This is a genomic window from Geopsychrobacter electrodiphilus DSM 16401, from assembly GCF_000384395.1.
GTDB lineage: Bacteria > Desulfobacterota > Desulfuromonadia > Desulfuromonadales > Geopsychrobacteraceae > Geopsychrobacter > Geopsychrobacter electrodiphilus.
The window spans coordinates 1192137-1210370 of the sequence record NZ_ARWE01000001.1 but is presented as its reverse complement, the minus strand read 5'-3'; the positions used below and the strand labels follow the sequence as shown (position 1 = coordinate 1210370).

The following is an 18234-nucleotide window of genomic DNA, read 5'->3' as shown; positions in this document are numbered from 1 at the left end:
GACTCCATCAGTTGTGAGAGTTAACGGCCACAACACTTCTTGAACTTTTTCCCGCTGCCACAGGGGCATGGATCGTTCCGACCAACCTTGTCTTCCTCTCGGGTCACCGGCTTCTTCACTTCGGTGTCTCCAGCCGCCCGGTTCAGGACCATCTGCTGTTGCTGACGCCGCCGAGCTTCTATCTGGTCCAGATCGTCTTCGCGGGCCAACTGCACCCGGAAGAGATTCTGCAAAACCTCTTGACGCACACGCCCCATCATCTGCATAAACAGCTCAAATGCCTCACGCTTATACTCACCCTTGGGATCTAGTTGCCCATAACCACGTAGGCCGATCCCCTCCTTTAAATGATCGACATCAAGCAGATGTCCCTTCCACTGGGTGTCGATGCTCTGCAGTAAAAGGACCTGACAGAGATGTTTCATCACCGGCGGGGTGAATTCCTGTTCGCGTTCATCAAGTCGCATCAACGCCTGTTGTTTCAGCAGATTCTCGAGTTCGTCATGACTGACTTTGTCCTGATCAACAGCCTCAAGTTCAGGGAAAAAATTAAATTGAGTCAGCATGTCTTCGCTGAGGCGTTGCCAATCCCAATCCTCACGACGTGACTTATCCGGACAGAACGATGCGACCGAATCGCCGATCGCCTCATTCAGGATGCTCTCGACGGTGCCACGAATATCCTGTCCACCAAGAATCTCACGGCGTTGCGCATAGATAACCTCACGCTGACGATTCATGACATCATCGTAATCTATCAGGTGCTTTCGGATATCGAAGTTATGGGCTTCAACCTTCTTCTGTGCATTTTCAATTGCTTTACTGATCATGCCATGCTCAATCGGCTCCCCGTCCGGGATACGCAGTTTCTCCATGACATAGGCGACCCTCTGTGAACCGAAAATTCGCAACAGATCATCCTCAAGGCTCATATAGAAACGACTGGCCCCTGGATCACCCTGACGACCGGAGCGGCCGCGCAACTGATTGTCAATCCGGCGCGATTCATGACGTTCTGTACCGAGGATATAGAGCCCCCCTGCCGCCAAGACCTCTTCCTTTTCGCGGAGACACTGTGTCCTGTGCCTCGCCAGGGCCGCTTCAAAGACAGCTTCGCGTTCTTCGGGTTCAGCGTCGGCAGACTCCACCCGAGCCATCATTTCTGCATTCCCGCCAAGGACGATATCAGTACCGCGGCCGGCCATATTGGTCGCCAGCGTCACGGACCCCTTACGCCCTGCCTGAGCAACCACCAGGGCTTCACGACCATGCTGCTTGGCGTTCAGAACACTATGGGGAACGCCTCTCTTTTGTAACAACTCTGCCAGCAGTTCAGAATCTTCGATCGAAATCGTGCCGACCAGCACCGGCTGTCCAACCTTGTGGCAAGCAATAATGTCTTCGATCGCTGCAAGATATTTTTCTTTCTTAGTCTTATAAATAACATCGGGGTTGTCGAGTCGTGACAATGGGCGATTGGTCGGAATAACAACGACATCAAGTTTATAGATTTCGTGAAACTCCTTGGCCTCGGTATCGGCGGTACCAGTCATCCCCGAGAGCTTATCGTACATCCGGAAATAATTTTGAAAGGTAATCGTAGCCAGGGTCTGGTTTTCAGATTCAATCTTGACCCCTTCTTTGGCTTCAATGGCCTGATGCAGGCCATCGCTCCAGCGGCGACCTTCCATCAGGCGCCCGGTGAACTCATCGACAATCATGACCTCACCATCCTTGACTACGTAATCGACATCACGCTTAAACAGGGCATGAGCCTTGAGCGCCTGATTTACATGGTGGAGGAGTTCAATGTTGACGGGGTCATAAAGGTTTTCAATTCCCAGGAGTTTCTCGGTTTTAAGCACCCCCTCCTCGGTCAGCATCGCCGATTTCGCTTTTTCATCCACGGTAAAGTCGCCGGTATAGTGCTTGACACTCTGCCCGATGGCCCCATCCCTGGATTCGCTGGTCTCGCCCTTCACAAGTCGCGGGATTATCATATCAACCCGCGTGTAAAGGTCGCTTGAAGCCTCACTCGGGCCTGAGATAATCAGTGGTGTCCGGGCTTCATCGATCAGAATCGAATCGACTTCGTCAACAATCGCGTAATGCAGGGGTCGCTGAGCATAATCGGCCAGCGCAAACTTCATATTGTCGCGCAGGTAATCAAAGCCGAATTCATTATTGGTTCCGTAGGTAATGTCTGCGCCATAGGCCTCCTGACGCTGCTTATCTGTGAGACCATGCACGATACAGCCAACCGAAAGCCCCAAAAACCGATAAAGTTTCCCCATCCACTCGGCATCACGACTCGCCAGATAATCATTGACCGTGATGACATGAACCCCCTTGCCGACCAGTGCATTGAGGTAGGTCGCCAACGTTGCGACCAGAGTTTTTCCTTCACCGGTCTTCATTTCTGCAATTTTACCGGCGTTCAGCACCATCCCCCCGATCATCTGGACATCGAAGTGCCTCATACCAAGGGCGCGTTTACTCCCTTCACGCACCACAGCAAAAGCTTCAACCAGCAGGTCGTCAACCGTCTCCCCCTGCTCCATGCGTGCCCGAAATTCAAGGGTTTTGCCGCGAAGTTGTTCATCACTTAACGCTGTCAAGCTCTCTTCAAGGGCGTTTATCTGCTCAACCTTAACCATCATCAGTTTGATTTCACGCTCGTTTTTGCTGCCAACGATCTTTCGCACCAGACTCTTAATCATCGAAAAACAGGCTCCATAACCGCCTACTGCCAGACCTGGCTAGACGGGGAAATTAGGTTCATCCGGCCCTATTGGCAGACGAACAAGTAGGATTAAACCCGGCATACTACCATACTGGTCTTCAGGCTCACAAGGAGGAATAGCTTCCTCTACTCGCGTAATTAAATGCGGGCTCGCTTGGTTTACTGCAGGGATATACGGACTTTGAGAGGATTTTAAATGATGCGGTTTTATGCCGACATAGGAGAGTTAACCAGGGAAATCAGAGAAACTTACGCGGGTCGATCGGCACGCCATTGAGACGCACTTCATAATGCAGATGGGGACCAGTCGAGCGGCCGGTGTTACCAACTTCTGAAATTTTGTCGCCGCGCTTGACTCGCATCCCGGGCGTCACCATAAGTTTGGAATTGTGACCAAAAATGGTGCGATAGCCATATCCGTGATCAATCATGACAACCTTCCCGAAACCCGGTTCAGTCGTGGCTTTGACCACCACGCCGTCAGCGGTAGCCGTCACACTCGTTCCGATATTGGCTCCGATATCCAGGCCTTCATGCATTTTGGGTTCACCACTATAAGGAGACTCCCGCATCCCAAAATAGGAGGTCAGCCACCCCTTGGTCGGCCATCCTTCGGGGGTCGCTGAGGCCAGAGAGTGTTTATCATTCAACAGGTCGCGGACCTCTTCCTGAGATTCCCGGCGCAGATCGATGGCCAGCCGCAAATCGTTGATCTGTTTCTGCAACGCTGTCATGTCAGTAGCGCTGGTTTCAAGCGCCCCCCCGATGCCGACCGGGACAGCTTTTGGTACTGAAGCGTCGGGACCCAGGGATTCTCGCACCCTGGCTTCAGCGCCAGCCATAACCACTACATCACGTTGCAACTCGCCAAAGCTGCGCGTCAGGTGGCTGAGCTGCTGACGTTGTTCGCTGTTTTCAATCAACAGCCGGGTGAATTGTTGCTGATCCAGTTGCAGTCGATAATAATCAACACAGATGTAACCCAACACCAGGACACAGACGCTGGCAACGGCCAACGCTGAGATGATCAGGCGATGCGTAACCAGATAACGTCGGGTCCGCTTGCCAGAATCGGGGATATACATCAAGGTAAATCGACGTGCCACGTTGAGATTATCTCCACCAGGAAAACATCTAGATTCAGTTGGATTAAGCTTTTTAAAGCTTTTCCTCCAGGCTGTCAAGGGGGGACACCCCCTAAAGAACCATAAGACCCGGCCAAAAAGATGGACAAACCAGGGACGAACTCCCTCTATAAATCGATAGCAAGGGCAATTTCGTCGCAATCAGGAAATTTGATACAGTGGATACAATCCGTCCATATTTTATGCGGCAGATCCGATTTTTCGATTTCAGTGAAACCGAGTTTTTCAAAAAAACGCGGCTGGTAAGTCAATGCAAAAACCCGTTTAAGCCCTAACAAGCGCGCTTCCTCAAGGCAGGCCTCAACGAGAAGGCGGCCTATTCCTCGGCCGATCAACCCGTCTTTGACGGCCAGGGAACGAATCTCTGCAAGATTTTCCCAGCAGATCTGCAGGGCGCCAACGCCAATAATCTGGCCTTCCTCTTCGAAGACATGGAAATCACGCAGAGCATCATAAATATCTACCAGGGAACGGCCGAGCAGCTGTCCCTGCTGTGCATACCCGAGCAACAGTTGATGAATTGCCCTGGCGTCAGTAATAAGTGCACGACGGATCATAAACTCTCCGGCTCAAGCCAGGGTGTGGGAACGGTCAAGCAGTTCGCGGGCGTGATCAAGGGTACGTTCTGTCACCTGAGCGCCCCCGAGCATGCGGGCCATCTCCTGCACCCGGGGCTCCCCTTGCAGAAGGGTCAGGCTGGTACGAGTCCGGCCATCAACCTGCTGCTTGGCCACCCGATAGTGATGGTGGCCAAATGCCGCGACCTGTGGCAGATGGGTGACACACAGCACCTGCATCCCTTCACCCAGACGACAAATTTTCTCACCGACCGCGCTGGCCGCCTCGCCACCGATTCCGGCATCTACCTCATCGAAAATCAGGGTCCGAACCGTGTCACCGTCAGGGATGCTACGGCGCAGCGCAAGCATAATGCGCGACAACTCCCCCCCCGAGGCAACGCGGGCCAGCGGTTGAGCATTCTCTCCGGCATTGGCCGCCAGATAAAACTCCCCGGACTCCAGACCATCAACACCCGGCTTAACCTGCGGCAAAAGTCGCACTTCGAAGCGCGCGTTGGTCATCGCCAGGTCAGAGAGTTCACGTTCCACAAGCTGCGACAGGAGCCCCGCTGCGGCAAGGCGCTTGGCACTCAAGCATCCCCCCTTTTCACGCAGGTCTGCCTCTGCCTGCACCAACTGCTGCTGTAACTCCCGGCGCCGTCCATCAATATCCTGCAAGTCGTCCAGCTCGGCATCTAGCTTCTGCAAGAATGCGAGAAGTTCTTCCACGGTCGGTGCATACTTGCGTTTCAAGGTTTTTAGTTGTGCAAGCCGATCTTCAACCTGCTGCTGACGCTGAGGCTCAAAACTAAGTTTCTGCGCATAATCACGCAACTGGGTTGCAACATCCTCAACCGTATAAAGCGCCGACTTCAGGGACTCACTCAGCTCCCCCAACAGTGGGTCGATCTGCTGCAACCCAGCTAAGGATTCAGCCACGGCGGTCAGCTGTTCGCAGACCGCACCGTTGCCGGCGTAGAGGGTCCGATACCCGCCATGACTCGCTTCGGATAGACGGCCGGCGTGCTGCAAAAGACGTCGCTCCTGCTCAAGGATCAGATCCTCCCCCGGCTGCAGGTCGGCGGCGGCGATCTCCTGACGCTGAAAGCTCAGCATGTCCAGGCGCTGTTGACGCTCCCGTTCCGCTAACTCGAGACGCTGGAGTTGACCGGCGATCTCGTTCATGCGCACAAAAGCCTCTTTATAGGCCTCGGCTTCGGACTGGCAACCGGCATAGATGTCGAGCAGGGGCAGGTGAGTTTCCACCCGCTGTAGCCCCTGATGTTCATGCTGACCGTAGATATTCACCAGCAGGGGGGTCAATTCACGCAGCTGGGCCAAAGGGACAGGCGAGCCATTCACATAAATTCGATTTTTCCCGCTGCGCGTGACAATCCGTCTGACCAGCAGTTCATCACCGTTTTCCAGCCCCATATCGACCAGCTTCTGGTTTAATAAAGGGGTAGAACCCACTTCAAAAATCGCCTCGACCGTCGCTTCTTCAGTCCCAGTCCGGATTACATCACCCCGGGCCCGGCCACCCAGCAACAGATTGACCGCGTCGATGATAATCGACTTCCCCGCCCCTGTCTCACCGGTAAGTACATTGAAGCCGTCTTGAAAACTGACATGCAGATGTTCAACGATGGCAAAGTTTTTGATAATCAGATCAGACAGCATAACAACTCAGGTTATCTTTCGCCCCAACTCAATTTTGCGCGTAATATCTCGAAATAGTTTCGATTCGGACTTTTAATCAGATAGGTCCGCGCCGTTGACTGGCGCACCTGAACCCGGTCTCCAGGTTCAAGACTGGCCCCAATCTGACCGTCCCCGGTAAAGTACACAACATCATCCGTAAAGCTGACATCGATGGCGACCACTGAATCGCTCGATACGATCAAGGGCCGATTCGTCAGCATATGCGGACAGATCGGAGTAATCACAAGACTATTAATGCCGGGATAAATAATCGGCCCGCCTGCGGCCAGATTATAGCCGGTTGACCCGGTCGGAGTACTGACGATCAGGCCGTCGGCCTTAAAGGTAGTCAGATAGTTTCCATCGACCCGGGTCTGCATGTCGATAATTCGGGCCAGGGTCCCCTTATTGATCACCGCGTCGTTCAACAGGGTCAGGGCCTCAACGACTTTCCCCTGCCGCAGGATTTCAACATCCAGCATCATTCGATCGGTGATCTCATACTGGCCCGTCAGAACCATCTCGAGCATCGCTGGTAATTCATGCTGGGTGATCTCGGTTAAAAATCCCAGGCTGCCGAGGTTGACCCCCAAAATTGGAATCTGCAGCGGTGTGACCTGCCGCGCCACCGAGATCAGGGTCCCGTCACCGCCGAGGACGATAATCAGATCGGAACGCCTTGGAATTACATCCTTGGCGGCGACCGACTCGCTGTTGAGAGCCTTGCCCAACCAGGGTTCCAGCAAGAAATTGATGTCGTTTTTTTGAAGCCGGGTGCAAATATTCCGGACCAGTGTCGGCGCGTCCGGATGATTGATCTTAGCGTATATTCCAACAGTCTGAATCAATGTAGCTCTCCCGTTTCGCGGGTCCCTCAGCAGGTAAAAACAAGTGTCCTCGGAGATATCACATGTTTACGCCAAAGTCTATCGCTTTCAACAACTTAGGCAGTTGTAGGCGCCTGACCTTCGTGCTACATTGCAGGCCTCTTCAACCCGAATATAAGGGCCGTCAGTGAGTGATCTTTTTAATCAGGAGCAGGATCAGAGCCGTGATCGGCCCCTGGCCGAACGCATGCGTCCGCGCAGTCTGGCCGAGGTCGTCGGCCAACAACATCTTCTGGCCAAAGGAAAACTGCTCCGTAAGCTCATCGAAACAGACCAACTCGGCTCGTTGATCTTCTGGGGTCCGCCCGGGACCGGCAAAACCAGTCTCGGACAGGTCATAGCCAACACCACCCGCAGCCGTTTCGTCTTCTTTTCCGCGGTGCTCGGCAGCATCAAGGACGTACGAGAAATCCTGACCGAAGCCAAACATCAACGCGCCTATTATAGTCGGCGCACACTGCTCTTTGTCGACGAAATTCACCGGTTTAACAAGGCGCAGCAGGACGCGTTTCTCCCCGCAGTCGAAAAGGGGGAAATCACCCTGATCGGTGCAACCACCGAAAATCCGAGTTTTGAGGTCAATTCGGCGCTCCTGTCACGCTCACGGGTTTTTGTTCTCGAGCCCCTTGACCCGCCGGCAATCAAACTGCTCATCCAGCGCGCACTCTCCGAAGAACGTGGGCTCGCTGCCAATAATTTGCAGATCGCCGAGGATGCCCTCGAGTTTCTGGCTGATCAGGCCGCTGGCGATGCACGCGTGGCGCTGGGAGCGCTGGAGGTGGCCGCGGCGGCAACTACTGGTACGACAATAGATCTGACCCTGGCTCAGGAATCGTTACAGAAGAAGGCCCTGCTCTACGACAAGGGCGCTGAAGAACATTACAACGTCATTTCGGCCTTCATCAAGAGTATGCGGGGAAGCGATCCCGATGCGGCGCTCTACTGGCTGGCGCGCATGATTGAGGCTGGAGAGGATCCGCTCTTTATTGTGCGACGTATGGTTATTTTTGCTTCAGAAGATATCGGCAACGCCGATCCGCGGGCTTTGCAACTGGCTATGGCCGTTCAACAGGCGGTCCACTTCGTCGGCCTCCCCGAGGCACGGATCAACCTGGCTCAGGGGGTCACTTATCTGGCGACAGCCCCCAAGAGCAACGCCAGTTATGTTGGAATCAAACAGGCCCAGGCCGAAGTGCGCAACAGCGGGTCCTTGCCGGTGCCCAAGCATATTCGTAATGCGCCCACCAGTCTGATGAAAGAGCTCGATTACGGCAAGGGATACAAATACGCCCATGATCATCTGGGGGGAGTCGCCGCGCAACAGCATTTGCCTGAAAAATTACAGGGCACAGTCTTTTATCGACCGACCGATCGTGGCTATGAAAAACTGATTGGCGAGCGGATGGCCTTTATTCGCAACCAGTTCGAGGCCACCCAGGAGAAGCCCCGGTGAAGAAGAGCCTGGCAGGGAGCTCAAGACTGGCGCTGGCATTCATGATGCTGACGGTTGGGTTGACGGCAACAACTTCATTAGCGACGGAATGGGGCCCCTGGGACGCTGGCGCCGGCAACAAACCGGCGCGCGCGACAACAGATATCAATCCACTCGATCAGGCGGTCAGTATCTTTCAAACCTACATCTCACCGGTTGATGGTGCCCGCTGTCCAATGTATCCGACCTGCTCGGCCTATGCCCGGCAGGCACTCCGCAAGCACGGTCCCTTACTTGGAATGTTCATGACCGTTGATCGCTTATTTCATGAAGGAGATCCGCTCGAGCAACAGGAACCTGTTACCAAATGGGGGGTTCGACGCTTCAACGATCCATTGTCATACAATGATTTCTGGTGGAACAAGGTAAAATAGGAGACAGCTGCAAGGCGTCAGAACATGAAGCGCCGCATGCTGATATTCATCAGCAGGCCGACACCGATCATGGTGGTAATCATGCTGGTTCCCCCGTAGGAGAAAAGCGGCAAAGGGACCCCGACGACCGGCATCAGGCCGATGACCATGCCAAGATTTATCACAATGTGCCAGAAGATCATCGCCGTCACCCCGAAGGCGAGGAACATCCCGAACCGATCCGCAGCTCGCCGTGCCACATAGATCCCCCAAACCACCAGGAACAGATAACCGAGCAATAACAGCATACTCCCGGAAAAACCCCACTCTTCAGCAAAAACTGAAAAGGCGAAATCGGTATGCCGTTCCGGTAGAAAAGAGAGCTGCGATTGCGTCCCGGCCATAAAACCCTTCCCCCAGAAGCCTCCGCTACCGACGGCAATTTTTGATTGAATAATGTGATAACCACTGCCCAAGGGATCCGCCTCGGGATTCAAAAAGGTACTGATTCGTGCCTTTTGATAATCACGTAACATAAACCAGCCACCGCAGGCACTCGCCACCCCGCCCACACCTAAAACCAACAAGGTCCTGGGTTGCAGACCAGCAAACAGAAGCATCGAAGCGGCAATAAAAACCACGACCAGTGCCGTACCCAGATCAGGCTGCTTCACAATCAATAAAAAGGGGGGGGCTAACAGCAAAGCGGGGAGCCAGAGATCCCGCAGACGATAGCCAGAGGGTTGGACCGTCCGTGCCAGGATCCGTGCCAGGGCCATAATAATCACCAGCTTAGCGACTTCGCTCGGCTGCAGATTAAAAAACCCAAGATGAATCCAGCGCGTCGCACCCATTGATGTCTTGCCCAGCAACAGAACGAAGAGCAAAAGGCCAAGTGTCACCACATAGGCCGGCAGCGAAAAATGTTCAAGGTGCCGATAATCAAAGCAACAGATCAATAGCACCAAAAAAAGCCCACCAGCCAGCCAAAGACTCTGCTTCAGATAAAAGGGTAAGGAGTAAACATCCCAACCACTGGTTGCACTGTATAGGTTAAGGATTCCGACACCGGCCAGCATCAGCACCACAGTCAAAAGGACCCAGTCAAAGTTAGTGACCAAGCGACGATCGAACATTAAGGCCTCTCTTCCAGGATGGTGGTCGCGACATCGCCTCGCCCCTTGAAATAGCTCTCCAATATCGCCCGGGCAATCGGCCCGGCGGCACTCCCGCCATGTTGACCATGCTCAACCACGACAGCCAGCGCAATTTCGGGGTTATCGGCAGGAGCGTAGGCCACAAAGAGAGCGTGCGCTCTAAACCGATAGGGGACGTCAAGACGATCGGCCGCTTCTTCTTCATCCGACCGCCGTCGAACCACCTGTGACGTTCCGGTTTTACCCGCCACTTCGATATTGCCCATTCTTGCGGCAGAGGCTGTTCCATGGGGTTCATTAACCGCGGCAACCAATCCCTGGTTGACGGCGTTCCACGCATCCTCAGGAATATCGATATGGTGCATAACCTGCGGCGTCTCTTCTTTCAACACCGTTCCATTCCAATCTTCGACCCGCCGAACAACCTGCGGCTGCAGGACATCCCCGTGATTCGCCAGGGCCGCCGTCATCACCGCCAACTGAATCGGAGTGGTGAGAACATACCCCTGTCCAATTGCAGTGATAACCGTTTCACCGGCATACCAGGACTGATTAAAACGCTGCCGCTTCCAGCTTTGCGAGGGGATAACTCCGGATTTTTCCCCTCCCAGAGGAAACCCGACCGGCGCACCCAGGCCAAACTCGTGTGCGGTCTCCTCAAGCTTATCAATCCCCAGCTCCAGCCCAACCTGATAAAACCAGACATCGCAACTTTCGCGCAGGGCCTTTTTAAGATTGGTCCGTCCATGGCCGGCCTTCTTCCAACAACGATATCGCGCCTCCCCGAGGTTGAACTCTCCGTTACAATCAACGATGTGATTCTTGGTAATAACCTTCCCGCGCAACGCAGCCAGAGCAACAATCATTTTAAAGGTGGACGCCGGAGAATAGAGCCCGGTCAAGACTTTGTTCTGCAGAGGATGACGTGGATCTTTAAGCAGTTGTGCCCAGGCGTCTCCTTCAATCCCACTCACAAAAAGCGACGGATCGAAGGTCGGACGACTCAACATGGCCAGAACGTCACCAGTATGCACATCCAGAACCACTGCCGCACCGGACTGGTCGCCAAAGGCCTGATCTGCCGCACGTTGAACTTCACGGGAAATCGTCAAAAACAACTTATTCCCAGGACGTGGCGGGTCGACTTCAAGTTGCTTGAGAAGTTTCCCTTTAACATCAACTTCGACCAATCTTTGCCCTTTTTGGCCGCGTAAATATTTTTCATAGGTCTTCTCCAAAGCGATTTTCCCAACAACATCACCCGGCTGAAGGTCGTCAAACATATCCTGACTCAACTCCTTTTCCGTGACCTCTCCCAGGTAACCAATCAAATGGGCTTCAGAGCCTTTCTCGAGATAATCACGTACCGGCACAACTTCAACAAGAACGCCAGGGAGCTCAGTACTGTGCTCTAGAACACGCTCCATCACATCACGTGGGACATCCTCGGCAAGAGGAACCGGGCGGTAGATCGGAAAACGACTCCCTTTCTCCCAGCGATCACGCAAAACAGCAATATCCACTCCGAGCAATCCGGCCAGCTTCTGGAGCAGGCCCGGCAAATCATCTACATCTTGGCGCATCACCGAAACGGTAAAAGAGGGACGATTTCCGACCAGCAACTCTCCGTTTCGATCATAAATTGGCCCCCGTGGGGGAGCCAGGGAGAGAACACGGGTCCGGTTACGCATTGACTTCTCAGTGTAACGATCATAGCTGATGATCTGAAGGTACCAAAGACGCAGGGCCAAAAGCAGAAATAGCCCGGCAGCAGCTACAGAGAAGAGCAACAAGCGTCTCTGCACCGCCGGCAGTTCAATCCAGCGCGCATCAAGTCCCATGGTGTTTGCTCTGATACAAAAGGCCAGCCATCCCTGATCTTGTCCCGATCAGGGGTTGGAATCTCAGCCATAAAAGCAGCAACAACCAGGCGGTCAATACATTGGACAGCAACTGAAAAGGAAGATCGGCAAGCAGAATACTCACCACTGCGCCAGCCTCAGCAAAAATAGTTAGCAGAAAGCCGAGGACAAAGGTCTGAATCAGGGTCCCGACAACCACCATCCCCAGGATAAGTCTCCGGCTTTCTGCATTAAGACGGTCAGAAAATAGCCGAACCACCAAAAAAATTGTCAGTTGCACGGTGGCATACAGGCCAAAAGTTGTACCGCTAAAAACATCCTGCAGAGCGCCGAGCAGCAGTGCCAGAATAGCTGCGCGCAAAAAAGATTCACTCAGACCCAGATAAATCACCAGAAGGAGCAACAGATTGGGCCGAAGCTCGGCAGACAAAAACCGGGGGAAAATTGTAGTCTGCAGAAGGATGAACATCAGACCACAGAGAAAAACCGAGAAAAGCCCCCTCATGGCGTAGTGTCCATCAGAACCAGAACCTCTTCAAGTCGGGTAAAGTCAACGACCGGAGTAAAATTTATCTGCTGAAAAAGATCATAATCATTGTATTGAACTGCCGTCACCCGCCCGATAATCAGCCCCTTCGGGAAGACTCCACCCATGCCTGAGGTGACAATCAGATCATCCTTCTCAACCTGATCGTCACGCAAGGCATATTCAAGGGTCAGGTTTAGTCCATTGCCTCGCGCCACTCCGCGGGTGCGTGTCCGCTGGACCAGAGCGGCGATGGACGAGGAAGCGTCGGTCACCAACAACACTCGGGAACTATTGTCCGCCGCCTTGATGACTCGCCCGACAACCCCTTCGGCCACGACAATTGGAGCTCCGGCATGTACCCCCTGGTCTGTCCCCTTGTCTATAACAATGGTCCGCGACCAACTACTGGCATCCTCGGCAACAACCAGAGCCGGTAAAACGATGCGTGGATCAGCTTCCACAAAATCGAGTAATTTTTTAAGCCGCTTGTTTTCAAGTTTGACTTCATTCACTGCGACCAGGCCGGCTCGCAGGTCACGATTGGCCTGCATCACAGCAACATTCTGTTGGCGCGTATCCACCAGCCAGATATAATTGTTCCAGAAAGCGCTGATTTCGGTGCCTGCCTGATCTATCCCACGTTGAAGGGGCTCAGTCAGAGCTAAAACGACACGTTCAAAAAGGGTAATTTTAGTTTTGCTGCGCAGGTTGACCGAATAGATAAACACCACGACCAGAATCAGCAGAGTGATCAGCAGGGTTATTTGATGGCGTTTCAGAAAGTCACGCATCTGGGGCTCACAGCTATGGGGCAGACAGGGACCGCACTGCGTGACACGCAGGCTATATGTAAAACGGGAGGATCGCTTGATCCTCCCGTCATCAGGTTTTCACACTAGATCGACCGCACAATCTATGCAGTGGACACCTAAACCTCAGGAGGGCACAGAAACCTGCCGCAACAGATCAATCTGATCAAGCACCATCCCGGAACCCATGACCACACACGAGAGGGGATCTTCGGCAACCGTCACCGGCAACCCGGTCTCCTGACGCAACAGGACATCCAGATTCTTCAGATAGGCACCGCCGCCAGCAAGGACGATCCCTTTGTCGACAATATCTGCGGCCAGTTCGGGCGGGGTGTGTTCAAGACAGATACGGACCGCTTCAATAATGGTGTTGATCGGCTCAGACATCGCTTCGCGGATTTCGGTCGAGTTGATTTCGAGGGTCTTGGGAATTCCGCTCACCAGATCTCGTCCTTTGACCTCCATGGTCTGGATCTCGTCATCGGCAGCAAAAACGTTTCCGATTCCGATCTTAACCGCCTCGGCGGTCCGCTCACCAATTAATAAATTATATTTACGCTTCATATACTGCACGATCGATTCGTCGAGCTTATCGCCGCCGACCCGGACCGACTGGGCGTAAACGATGCCGGCGAGTGAGATCACCGCAACCTCGGTTGTCCCGCCACCGATATCGACGATCATATTGCCCGAGGCTTCAGTAATCGGCAATCCGGCGCCGATCGCAGCAGCCATCGGTTCTTCGATCAGAAATACCTCACGAGCTCCGGCCGATTCCGCCGACTCACGCACGGCCCGCTTTTCGACCTGGGTAATCCCCGAAGGCACACAGATTACAATCCGCGGCCGGACCAGGGTTTTACGATTGTGAACCTTACGGATAAAGTACCGCAACATCTCTTCGGTATGATCAAAATCAGAGATCACACCATCCTTCATTGGACGGATGGCAACGATGCTTCCGGGAGTCCGCCCCAGCATCTCTTTGGCGTCCTTGCCGACAGCAAGCACTTTGCGCTGCCCACCGGCACCGGTGTGAACCGCAACCACCGAGGGTTCATTACAGACAACCCCCTTCCCTTTTACAAACACCAGGGTATTGGCAGTGCCCAGGTCAATGGCGAGGTCATTTGAAAACATCCCCCACACGGCATCAAAAATATTCCACATAACGCGTATTGTCCCCTGGCCAGAATGGTCAAAAAATCTCATCTTCAGATTCCTACTAAAACCGCGCCCACTCTAGCAAACCGCATCTCTTTGCGCAAGGCCCAAAAAGGGAAATATATATTGCAATTCAACAGATTGCTGGGCTAACATGCGTGGCTGTTTTTAGCCCTGTCATTCACTTGGTTTTCGAGGAGTTTTTCACTGATGCTTCATATGATACGCACCAAACAAAAAACGATTATTGTCAAGATCATCTTCTGGGTGATCATTGCAGCTTTTATCGGCACAATCTTCCTGGTCTGGGGACATGGTGGCGACAAAGGGGCCAGTGGGAAGGCCGCTGCCCTGCAGATCAACGACACCAAAATCTCATACGAAGAGTTTCAGAGCGCTTACAGCAACCTCTACAACCTCTATCAAGGCATCTACAAAGAAAACTTTACCCCCCAGCTTGAAAAACAGCTGAACTTGAAACAACAAGCCGTTGATCAACTCATCGGGCAATCCCTGCTGATGCAGGAAGCCGAAAAAACCGGCCTTGAGGTTTCCAAAGACGAATTAGTCAATTCAATTGCGACCTACCCTGCCTTTCAGGTCGACGGTAAATTCAACCGCAATCGCTACATTCAAGTATTAAACTATGAAAAGATCTCAGCAGAGCAGTTCGAAGCCAGTCAACGCCGCCAACTGCTGGTCGATAAATTGCGCAAGCAGTTGCAGCAGGGAGTCAGTGTCAGCGCTGACGAGATCAACCAGGCCTTTCGCAAGGAGAACGACAGGATCAACCTGAACTTTGTTCGTCTGTTGCCGGCCAGTTTTGAAAATAAAGTAACTGTCACGGATGAAGTACTGAAGACCTACTTTAAGGACCATCAGGAAGATTTCCGCCTGCCCGAAAAAATCTCCTTGCGCTACCTGAAGTTTGACCCCGCCAGCTACGCTAAAGAGGTGACCAGTTTCAGCAAAGAAGACCTCAATCGCTATTATCGCCGCAATATCAACCTGTTCGAAGTCAAGGAACAGGCCAAGGCCTCTCATATCCTGATCAAGGTCGCTAAAGATGCTGACGCAACCCAGAAAAAAGCACGCCGCGCGATAGCCGAATCGATTCTTAAAGAACTCAAGGCGGGTAAAGATTTTGCAACCCTGGCTCGGGCCAAATCGGATGATCCCGGTAGTGCGGCCAAAGGTGGAGAACTCGGCTACTTTGGTCGAGGGGCAATGGTTGCGCCCTTCGATAAAGCGGTATTCAACCTGAAACCGGGGGAACTCAGTGGAATTGTTGAATCCGATTTCGGCTACCACATCATCAAACTTGAAGACTACATTGAGCCTGGAGTTAAAACTCTCGCTGAGGCCATGGACCAGGTCAAGCAGGGTCTCCGAACTGAAAAAGAGCGACAAATCGCCTATGAGAAAGCGATGGATGCCTACAATATCAACCGCAAAAATGGCAACCTGGACGCAGCGGCCAAAGCGAACGACCTGACGATTAAAGAGACAAGCCTGTTTGCGCGCACCGACGCTATCGACGGCATTGGTCGCGAAGAAGAAATCATCTCAGCTGCATTCAGCCTGAACGATGGCGAATTGGGTCACCCGGTCCAAACCAGCCAGGGTGTATATCTATTCACCATCAAAGAGCGCCAGCAAAGCCGCATTCCTGAACTTAAGGAAGTCCGCACGGCAGTTGAGGCCGATTACCGCAAGACCCATGCGATCGATCTTGCGAAAGAAGCCGCCGACAATCTGCTTAAACAGGCAACTGAGATGAAAAGCCTGAGCGCCGCCGCCAAGGCAGCTAAATTCCAGGTAGAGGAGACCGGTCTTTTCAGCCGCAGCTATGGCGCATTTATCCCCCGAATCGGTACATCGCAGGAACTCTCCGACGCAGCTTTCTCCCTGACCAGCGAAAAGCCTCTGGCAACGAAGGTCTTCAAACAGGGCGCGGGATATGTTCTGGTCAGCCTCAAGCAGAGCGAAAAATCTGACCCGGCAAAACTTGACACGGCGGAACGCAAAAAGATCGAAGATCGGCTTCTCTCCCAGAAAAAGGAAGCCATCATCAATGACAAACTCAAAACATTACGTGAAGCCGCTGAAATCACGATCGACCCATCCCTTACCAACGACCGAGGCCGGAGATAAGCTTATGACCAAGATCGTAACCCAGACAAACTGTCCGGAACTGAAACTTCTCAACCGGGGTAAAGTTCGTGATCTCTATGACCTCGGTGAGCACCTGCTGATCGTCACCAGCGATCGAATCTCGGCCTTTGATGTCATTATGAACGAAGGGATTCCGCAGAAGGGCTTTGTTTTGACCCAGGTCTCCAAATTCTGGTTTGAAATGATGGGAGATCTGATTCCAAACCACCTGATCTCGACCGAGGTTGATGACTTTCCCGCTATCACTCATCAGTACCGCGACCAATTGGAAGGTCGCAGCATGCTGACCAAAAAAGCGCAGCCACTGCCGATCGAATGTATTGTCCGGGGCTACCTCTCTGGTAGCGGCTGGAAAGAGTATCAGCAAAAAGGGTCTGTTTGTGGCATCAAGCTGCCGGAAGGCATGCTCGAAAGCAGCAAGCTTTCTGAGCCGATTTTCACGCCATCAACCAAGGCCGAACTCGGCACCCATGACGAGAACATCTCCCTTGCCGAAGCCGCCAACCTATGCGGGCCGGAACTGGCGCAAAAAGTCAGCGAGGTGAGTATCCAGATTTACCAGCGGGCGCGCGAATTTGCCGCGACAAAGGGGATCATCATCGCCGACACAAAATTTGAATTCGGCACCATCGGTGACCAACTCATCTGGATTGACGAGGCCATGACCCCTGACTCTTCCCGGTTCTGGCCGAGCGCCCAATATAAAGCAGGTCAAGCGCAGCCGAGTTTTGACAAACAGTTCCTGCGCGACTATCTCGAAACCCTTGACTGGGGGAAAACGGCACCAGCTCCTCCGCTACCGCCCGAGATTATCCTGAGGACCAGTGAAAAATATCTTGAGGCGCTCAAACGCCTTACCTGCTGATCTTATAAAAACGGCGGCCACGCTCCTGATGCGGCCGCCGTTTCGGTAGAATCTCCTGATTTTCAGCTATCCGTCGGAGAATATCGAATGCGTCTGTTCTGCATCCTGATTCTGCTTTTACCAGCCTGCGCCCCGGCAACCAACAGCACCACCATCACCCCGGCTCAACATCGCCTGAGGGCCACGGCGATGATTTCGGTTCAAGATATCCCCGGGGCGCTCAAAGAGATGCAGCAGGCCATAACAGGCAACCCGAATGTTGACGATGCTTTGTTATATGGCGATCTGTTAGAATCAACGGGAAAGTATAAAGAAGCCCGCCGCGTCTACAAAAAAGCCTTTACCTATCCGTCTGACAACTCTCAGAAACAGACCTTGAGTTATCATCTGGCTCTACTTGAAGCCGTAAATTTTGACAACCTCAAGACCGCTGAAAACCTTGCACAAACCCTCCCGACCGCCGACAGCAGGCTCTTTGACTTGAAATCGGTCATTCTCTTGAAACAAGGACAATTCAAGCCGGCCCTCAACGAAAGTCAGCGGGCGCTTTCCCAGGCGAAAAATAATGAGGAGAAGGGTTGGGCCAATTTCCACATGGCCCAGATCTACTTTAAATTGCGTCTCGAACGCGAGACCTTTCGCGCCCTGTTTGAAGCCGTCAACTACGGACGGGGTCACAGCCTGGTTGCACGCATTACCAACTACTGGGAAGATCGACGTAACGCCCCTTTCCCAAAAAATTAACCCCGACGCCAGCGCACACAGCGCTTAGCATCGGTTCTGCTGCAG

Annotated in this window: 15 protein-coding genes; 5 read left to right on the top strand and 10 right to left on the bottom strand. The window is 53.1% G+C overall.

Translation table 11 applies throughout. The annotated features are described in order from the left end of the window. Positions 1 to 20: 20 nt before the first annotated feature. The 5 genes from secA to D888_RS0105755 form a co-directional block, all read right to left on the bottom strand. Entirely contained in the window at positions 21 to 2720 is a 2700-nt protein-coding gene (gene secA, locus D888_RS0105775) for a preprotein translocase subunit SecA (RefSeq protein ID WP_020675595.1), read from the bottom strand. 262 nt (positions 2721 to 2982) lie between these two features. After that, positions 2983 to 3849 carry a M23 family metallopeptidase gene (locus D888_RS22940; protein ID WP_156826953.1) on the bottom strand — a complete coding sequence of 289 codons (867 nt, stop codon included), beginning with the start codon at positions 3847 to 3849 and terminating at the stop codon, positions 2983 to 2985. 146 nt (positions 3850 to 3995) lie between these two features. Next, positions 3996 to 4445: an N-acetyltransferase gene (locus D888_RS0105765; protein ID WP_020675593.1), complete on the bottom strand. Its 450-nt coding sequence runs from the start codon at positions 4443 to 4445 to the stop codon at positions 3996 to 3998. A gap of 12 nt (positions 4446 to 4457) precedes the next feature. Further along, positions 4458 to 6128, bottom strand: coding sequence for a DNA repair protein RecN (recN, locus tag D888_RS0105760; RefSeq protein ID WP_020675592.1), 1671 nt, complete (start codon positions 6126 to 6128; stop codon positions 4458 to 4460). An 11-nt stretch (positions 6129 to 6139) separates the two neighbouring features. Then, positions 6140 to 6994: an NAD(+)/NADH kinase gene (locus D888_RS0105755; RefSeq protein WP_026362234.1), complete on the bottom strand. Its 855-nt coding sequence runs from the start codon at positions 6992 to 6994 to the stop codon at positions 6140 to 6142. A 169-nt stretch (positions 6995 to 7163) separates the two neighbouring features. On the opposite strand from D888_RS0105755, the gene D888_RS0105750 reads away from it, so the two are divergent. Next, positions 7164 to 8489 carry a replication-associated recombination protein A gene (locus tag D888_RS0105750; RefSeq protein ID WP_020675590.1) on the top strand — a complete coding sequence of 442 codons (1326 nt, stop codon included), beginning with the start codon at positions 7164 to 7166 and terminating at the stop codon, positions 8487 to 8489. Then, positions 8486 to 8902 (top strand): membrane protein insertion efficiency factor YidD, encoded by a 417-nt coding sequence (gene yidD / locus D888_RS22935; RefSeq protein ID WP_020675589.1) that lies wholly within the window; start codon positions 8486 to 8488, stop codon positions 8900 to 8902. Before D888_RS0105750 ends, yidD begins: the two co-directional genes overlap by 4 nt. A 17-nt stretch (positions 8903 to 8919) precedes the next feature. On the opposite strand, the gene rodA is transcribed toward yidD, so the two are convergent. The 5 genes from rodA to D888_RS0105720 all read right to left on the bottom strand — a co-directional run bounded on the left by rodA (position 8920) and on the right by D888_RS0105720 (position 14411). After that, positions 8920 to 10017, bottom strand: a complete 1098-nt coding sequence (rodA, locus tag D888_RS0105740; protein WP_020675588.1) for a rod shape-determining protein RodA — start codon at positions 10015 to 10017, stop codon at positions 8920 to 8922. Continuing rightward, a complete protein-coding gene (gene mrdA / locus D888_RS0105735; RefSeq protein WP_020675587.1) occupies positions 10017 to 11879 on the bottom strand; it encodes a penicillin-binding protein 2 in 1863 nt (620 codons plus the stop codon). Before mrdA ends, rodA begins: the two co-directional genes overlap by 1 nt. Continuing rightward, positions 11869 to 12405: a rod shape-determining protein MreD gene (mreD, locus tag D888_RS0105730; protein ID WP_020675586.1), complete on the bottom strand. Its 537-nt coding sequence runs from the start codon at positions 12403 to 12405 to the stop codon at positions 11869 to 11871. Before mreD ends, mrdA begins: the two co-directional genes overlap by 11 nt. Further along, on the bottom strand, positions 12402 to 13220 hold the full coding sequence (gene mreC, locus D888_RS0105725) for a rod shape-determining protein MreC (RefSeq protein WP_020675585.1): 819 nt from the start codon (positions 13218 to 13220) through the stop codon (positions 12402 to 12404). The genes mreD and mreC overlap by 4 nt, the downstream gene beginning before the upstream one ends. Before the next feature lie 144 nt (positions 13221 to 13364). Further along, positions 13365 to 14411 carry a rod shape-determining protein gene (locus tag D888_RS0105720; protein ID WP_020675584.1) on the bottom strand — a complete coding sequence of 349 codons (1047 nt, stop codon included), beginning with the start codon at positions 14409 to 14411 and terminating at the stop codon, positions 13365 to 13367. Between the two features lie 204 nt (positions 14412 to 14615). Here D888_RS0105720 and D888_RS0105715 point away from each other — a divergent pair, with 204 nt between their 5' ends. The 3 genes from D888_RS0105715 (at position 14616) to D888_RS0105705 (ending at position 18189) form a co-directional block, all read left to right on the top strand. Continuing rightward, the gene (locus D888_RS0105715) at positions 14616 to 16559 is read left to right on the top strand and encodes a SurA N-terminal domain-containing protein (RefSeq protein ID WP_020675583.1); all 1944 of its coding nucleotides are present in this window, start codon (positions 14616 to 14618) and stop codon (positions 16557 to 16559) included. A 4-nt stretch (positions 16560 to 16563) separates the two neighbouring features. Further along, positions 16564 to 17445 (top strand): phosphoribosylaminoimidazolesuccinocarboxamide synthase, encoded by an 882-nt coding sequence (locus tag D888_RS0105710; RefSeq protein WP_020675582.1) that lies wholly within the window; start codon positions 16564 to 16566, stop codon positions 17443 to 17445. 87 nt (positions 17446 to 17532) lie between these two features. Next, positions 17533 to 18189 (top strand): tetratricopeptide repeat protein, encoded by a 657-nt coding sequence (locus tag D888_RS0105705; protein WP_020675581.1) that lies wholly within the window; start codon positions 17533 to 17535, stop codon positions 18187 to 18189. Positions 18190 to 18234: the final 45 nt, after the last annotated feature.

What these genes read in the sequence shown, in the direction of transcription:
- mrdA (WP_020675587.1), bottom strand. Translation starts at nt 11,879, where the DNA reads ATGGGACTTGATGCGCGCTGGATTGAACTGCCGGCGGTGCAGAGACGC.
- D888_RS0105715 (WP_020675583.1), top strand. Translation starts at nt 14,616, where the DNA reads ATGCTTCATATGATACGCACCAAACAAAAAACGATTATTGTCAAGATC.
- secA (WP_020675595.1), bottom strand. Translation starts at nt 2,720, where the DNA reads ATGATTAAGAGTCTGGTGCGAAAGATCGTTGGCAGCAAAAACGAGCGT.
- recN (WP_020675592.1), bottom strand. Translation starts at nt 6,128, where the DNA reads ATGCTGTCTGATCTGATTATCAAAAACTTTGCCATCGTTGAACATCTG.
- D888_RS0105705 (WP_020675581.1), top strand. Translation starts at nt 17,533, where the DNA reads ATGCGTCTGTTCTGCATCCTGATTCTGCTTTTACCAGCCTGCGCCCCG.
- D888_RS0105710 (WP_020675582.1), top strand. Translation starts at nt 16,564, where the DNA reads ATGACCAAGATCGTAACCCAGACAAACTGTCCGGAACTGAAACTTCTC.
- D888_RS0105765 (WP_020675593.1), bottom strand. Translation starts at nt 4,445, where the DNA reads ATGATCCGTCGTGCACTTATTACTGACGCCAGGGCAATTCATCAACTG.
- mreC (WP_020675585.1), bottom strand. Translation starts at nt 13,220, where the DNA reads ATGCGTGACTTTCTGAAACGCCATCAAATAACCCTGCTGATCACTCTG.
- mreD (WP_020675586.1), bottom strand. Translation starts at nt 12,405, where the DNA reads ATGAGGGGGCTTTTCTCGGTTTTTCTCTGTGGTCTGATGTTCATCCTT.
- rodA (WP_020675588.1), bottom strand. Translation starts at nt 10,017, where the DNA reads ATGTTCGATCGTCGCTTGGTCACTAACTTTGACTGGGTCCTTTTGACT.
- D888_RS0105720 (WP_020675584.1), bottom strand. Translation starts at nt 14,411, where the DNA reads ATGTGGAATATTTTTGATGCCGTGTGGGGGATGTTTTCAAATGACCTC.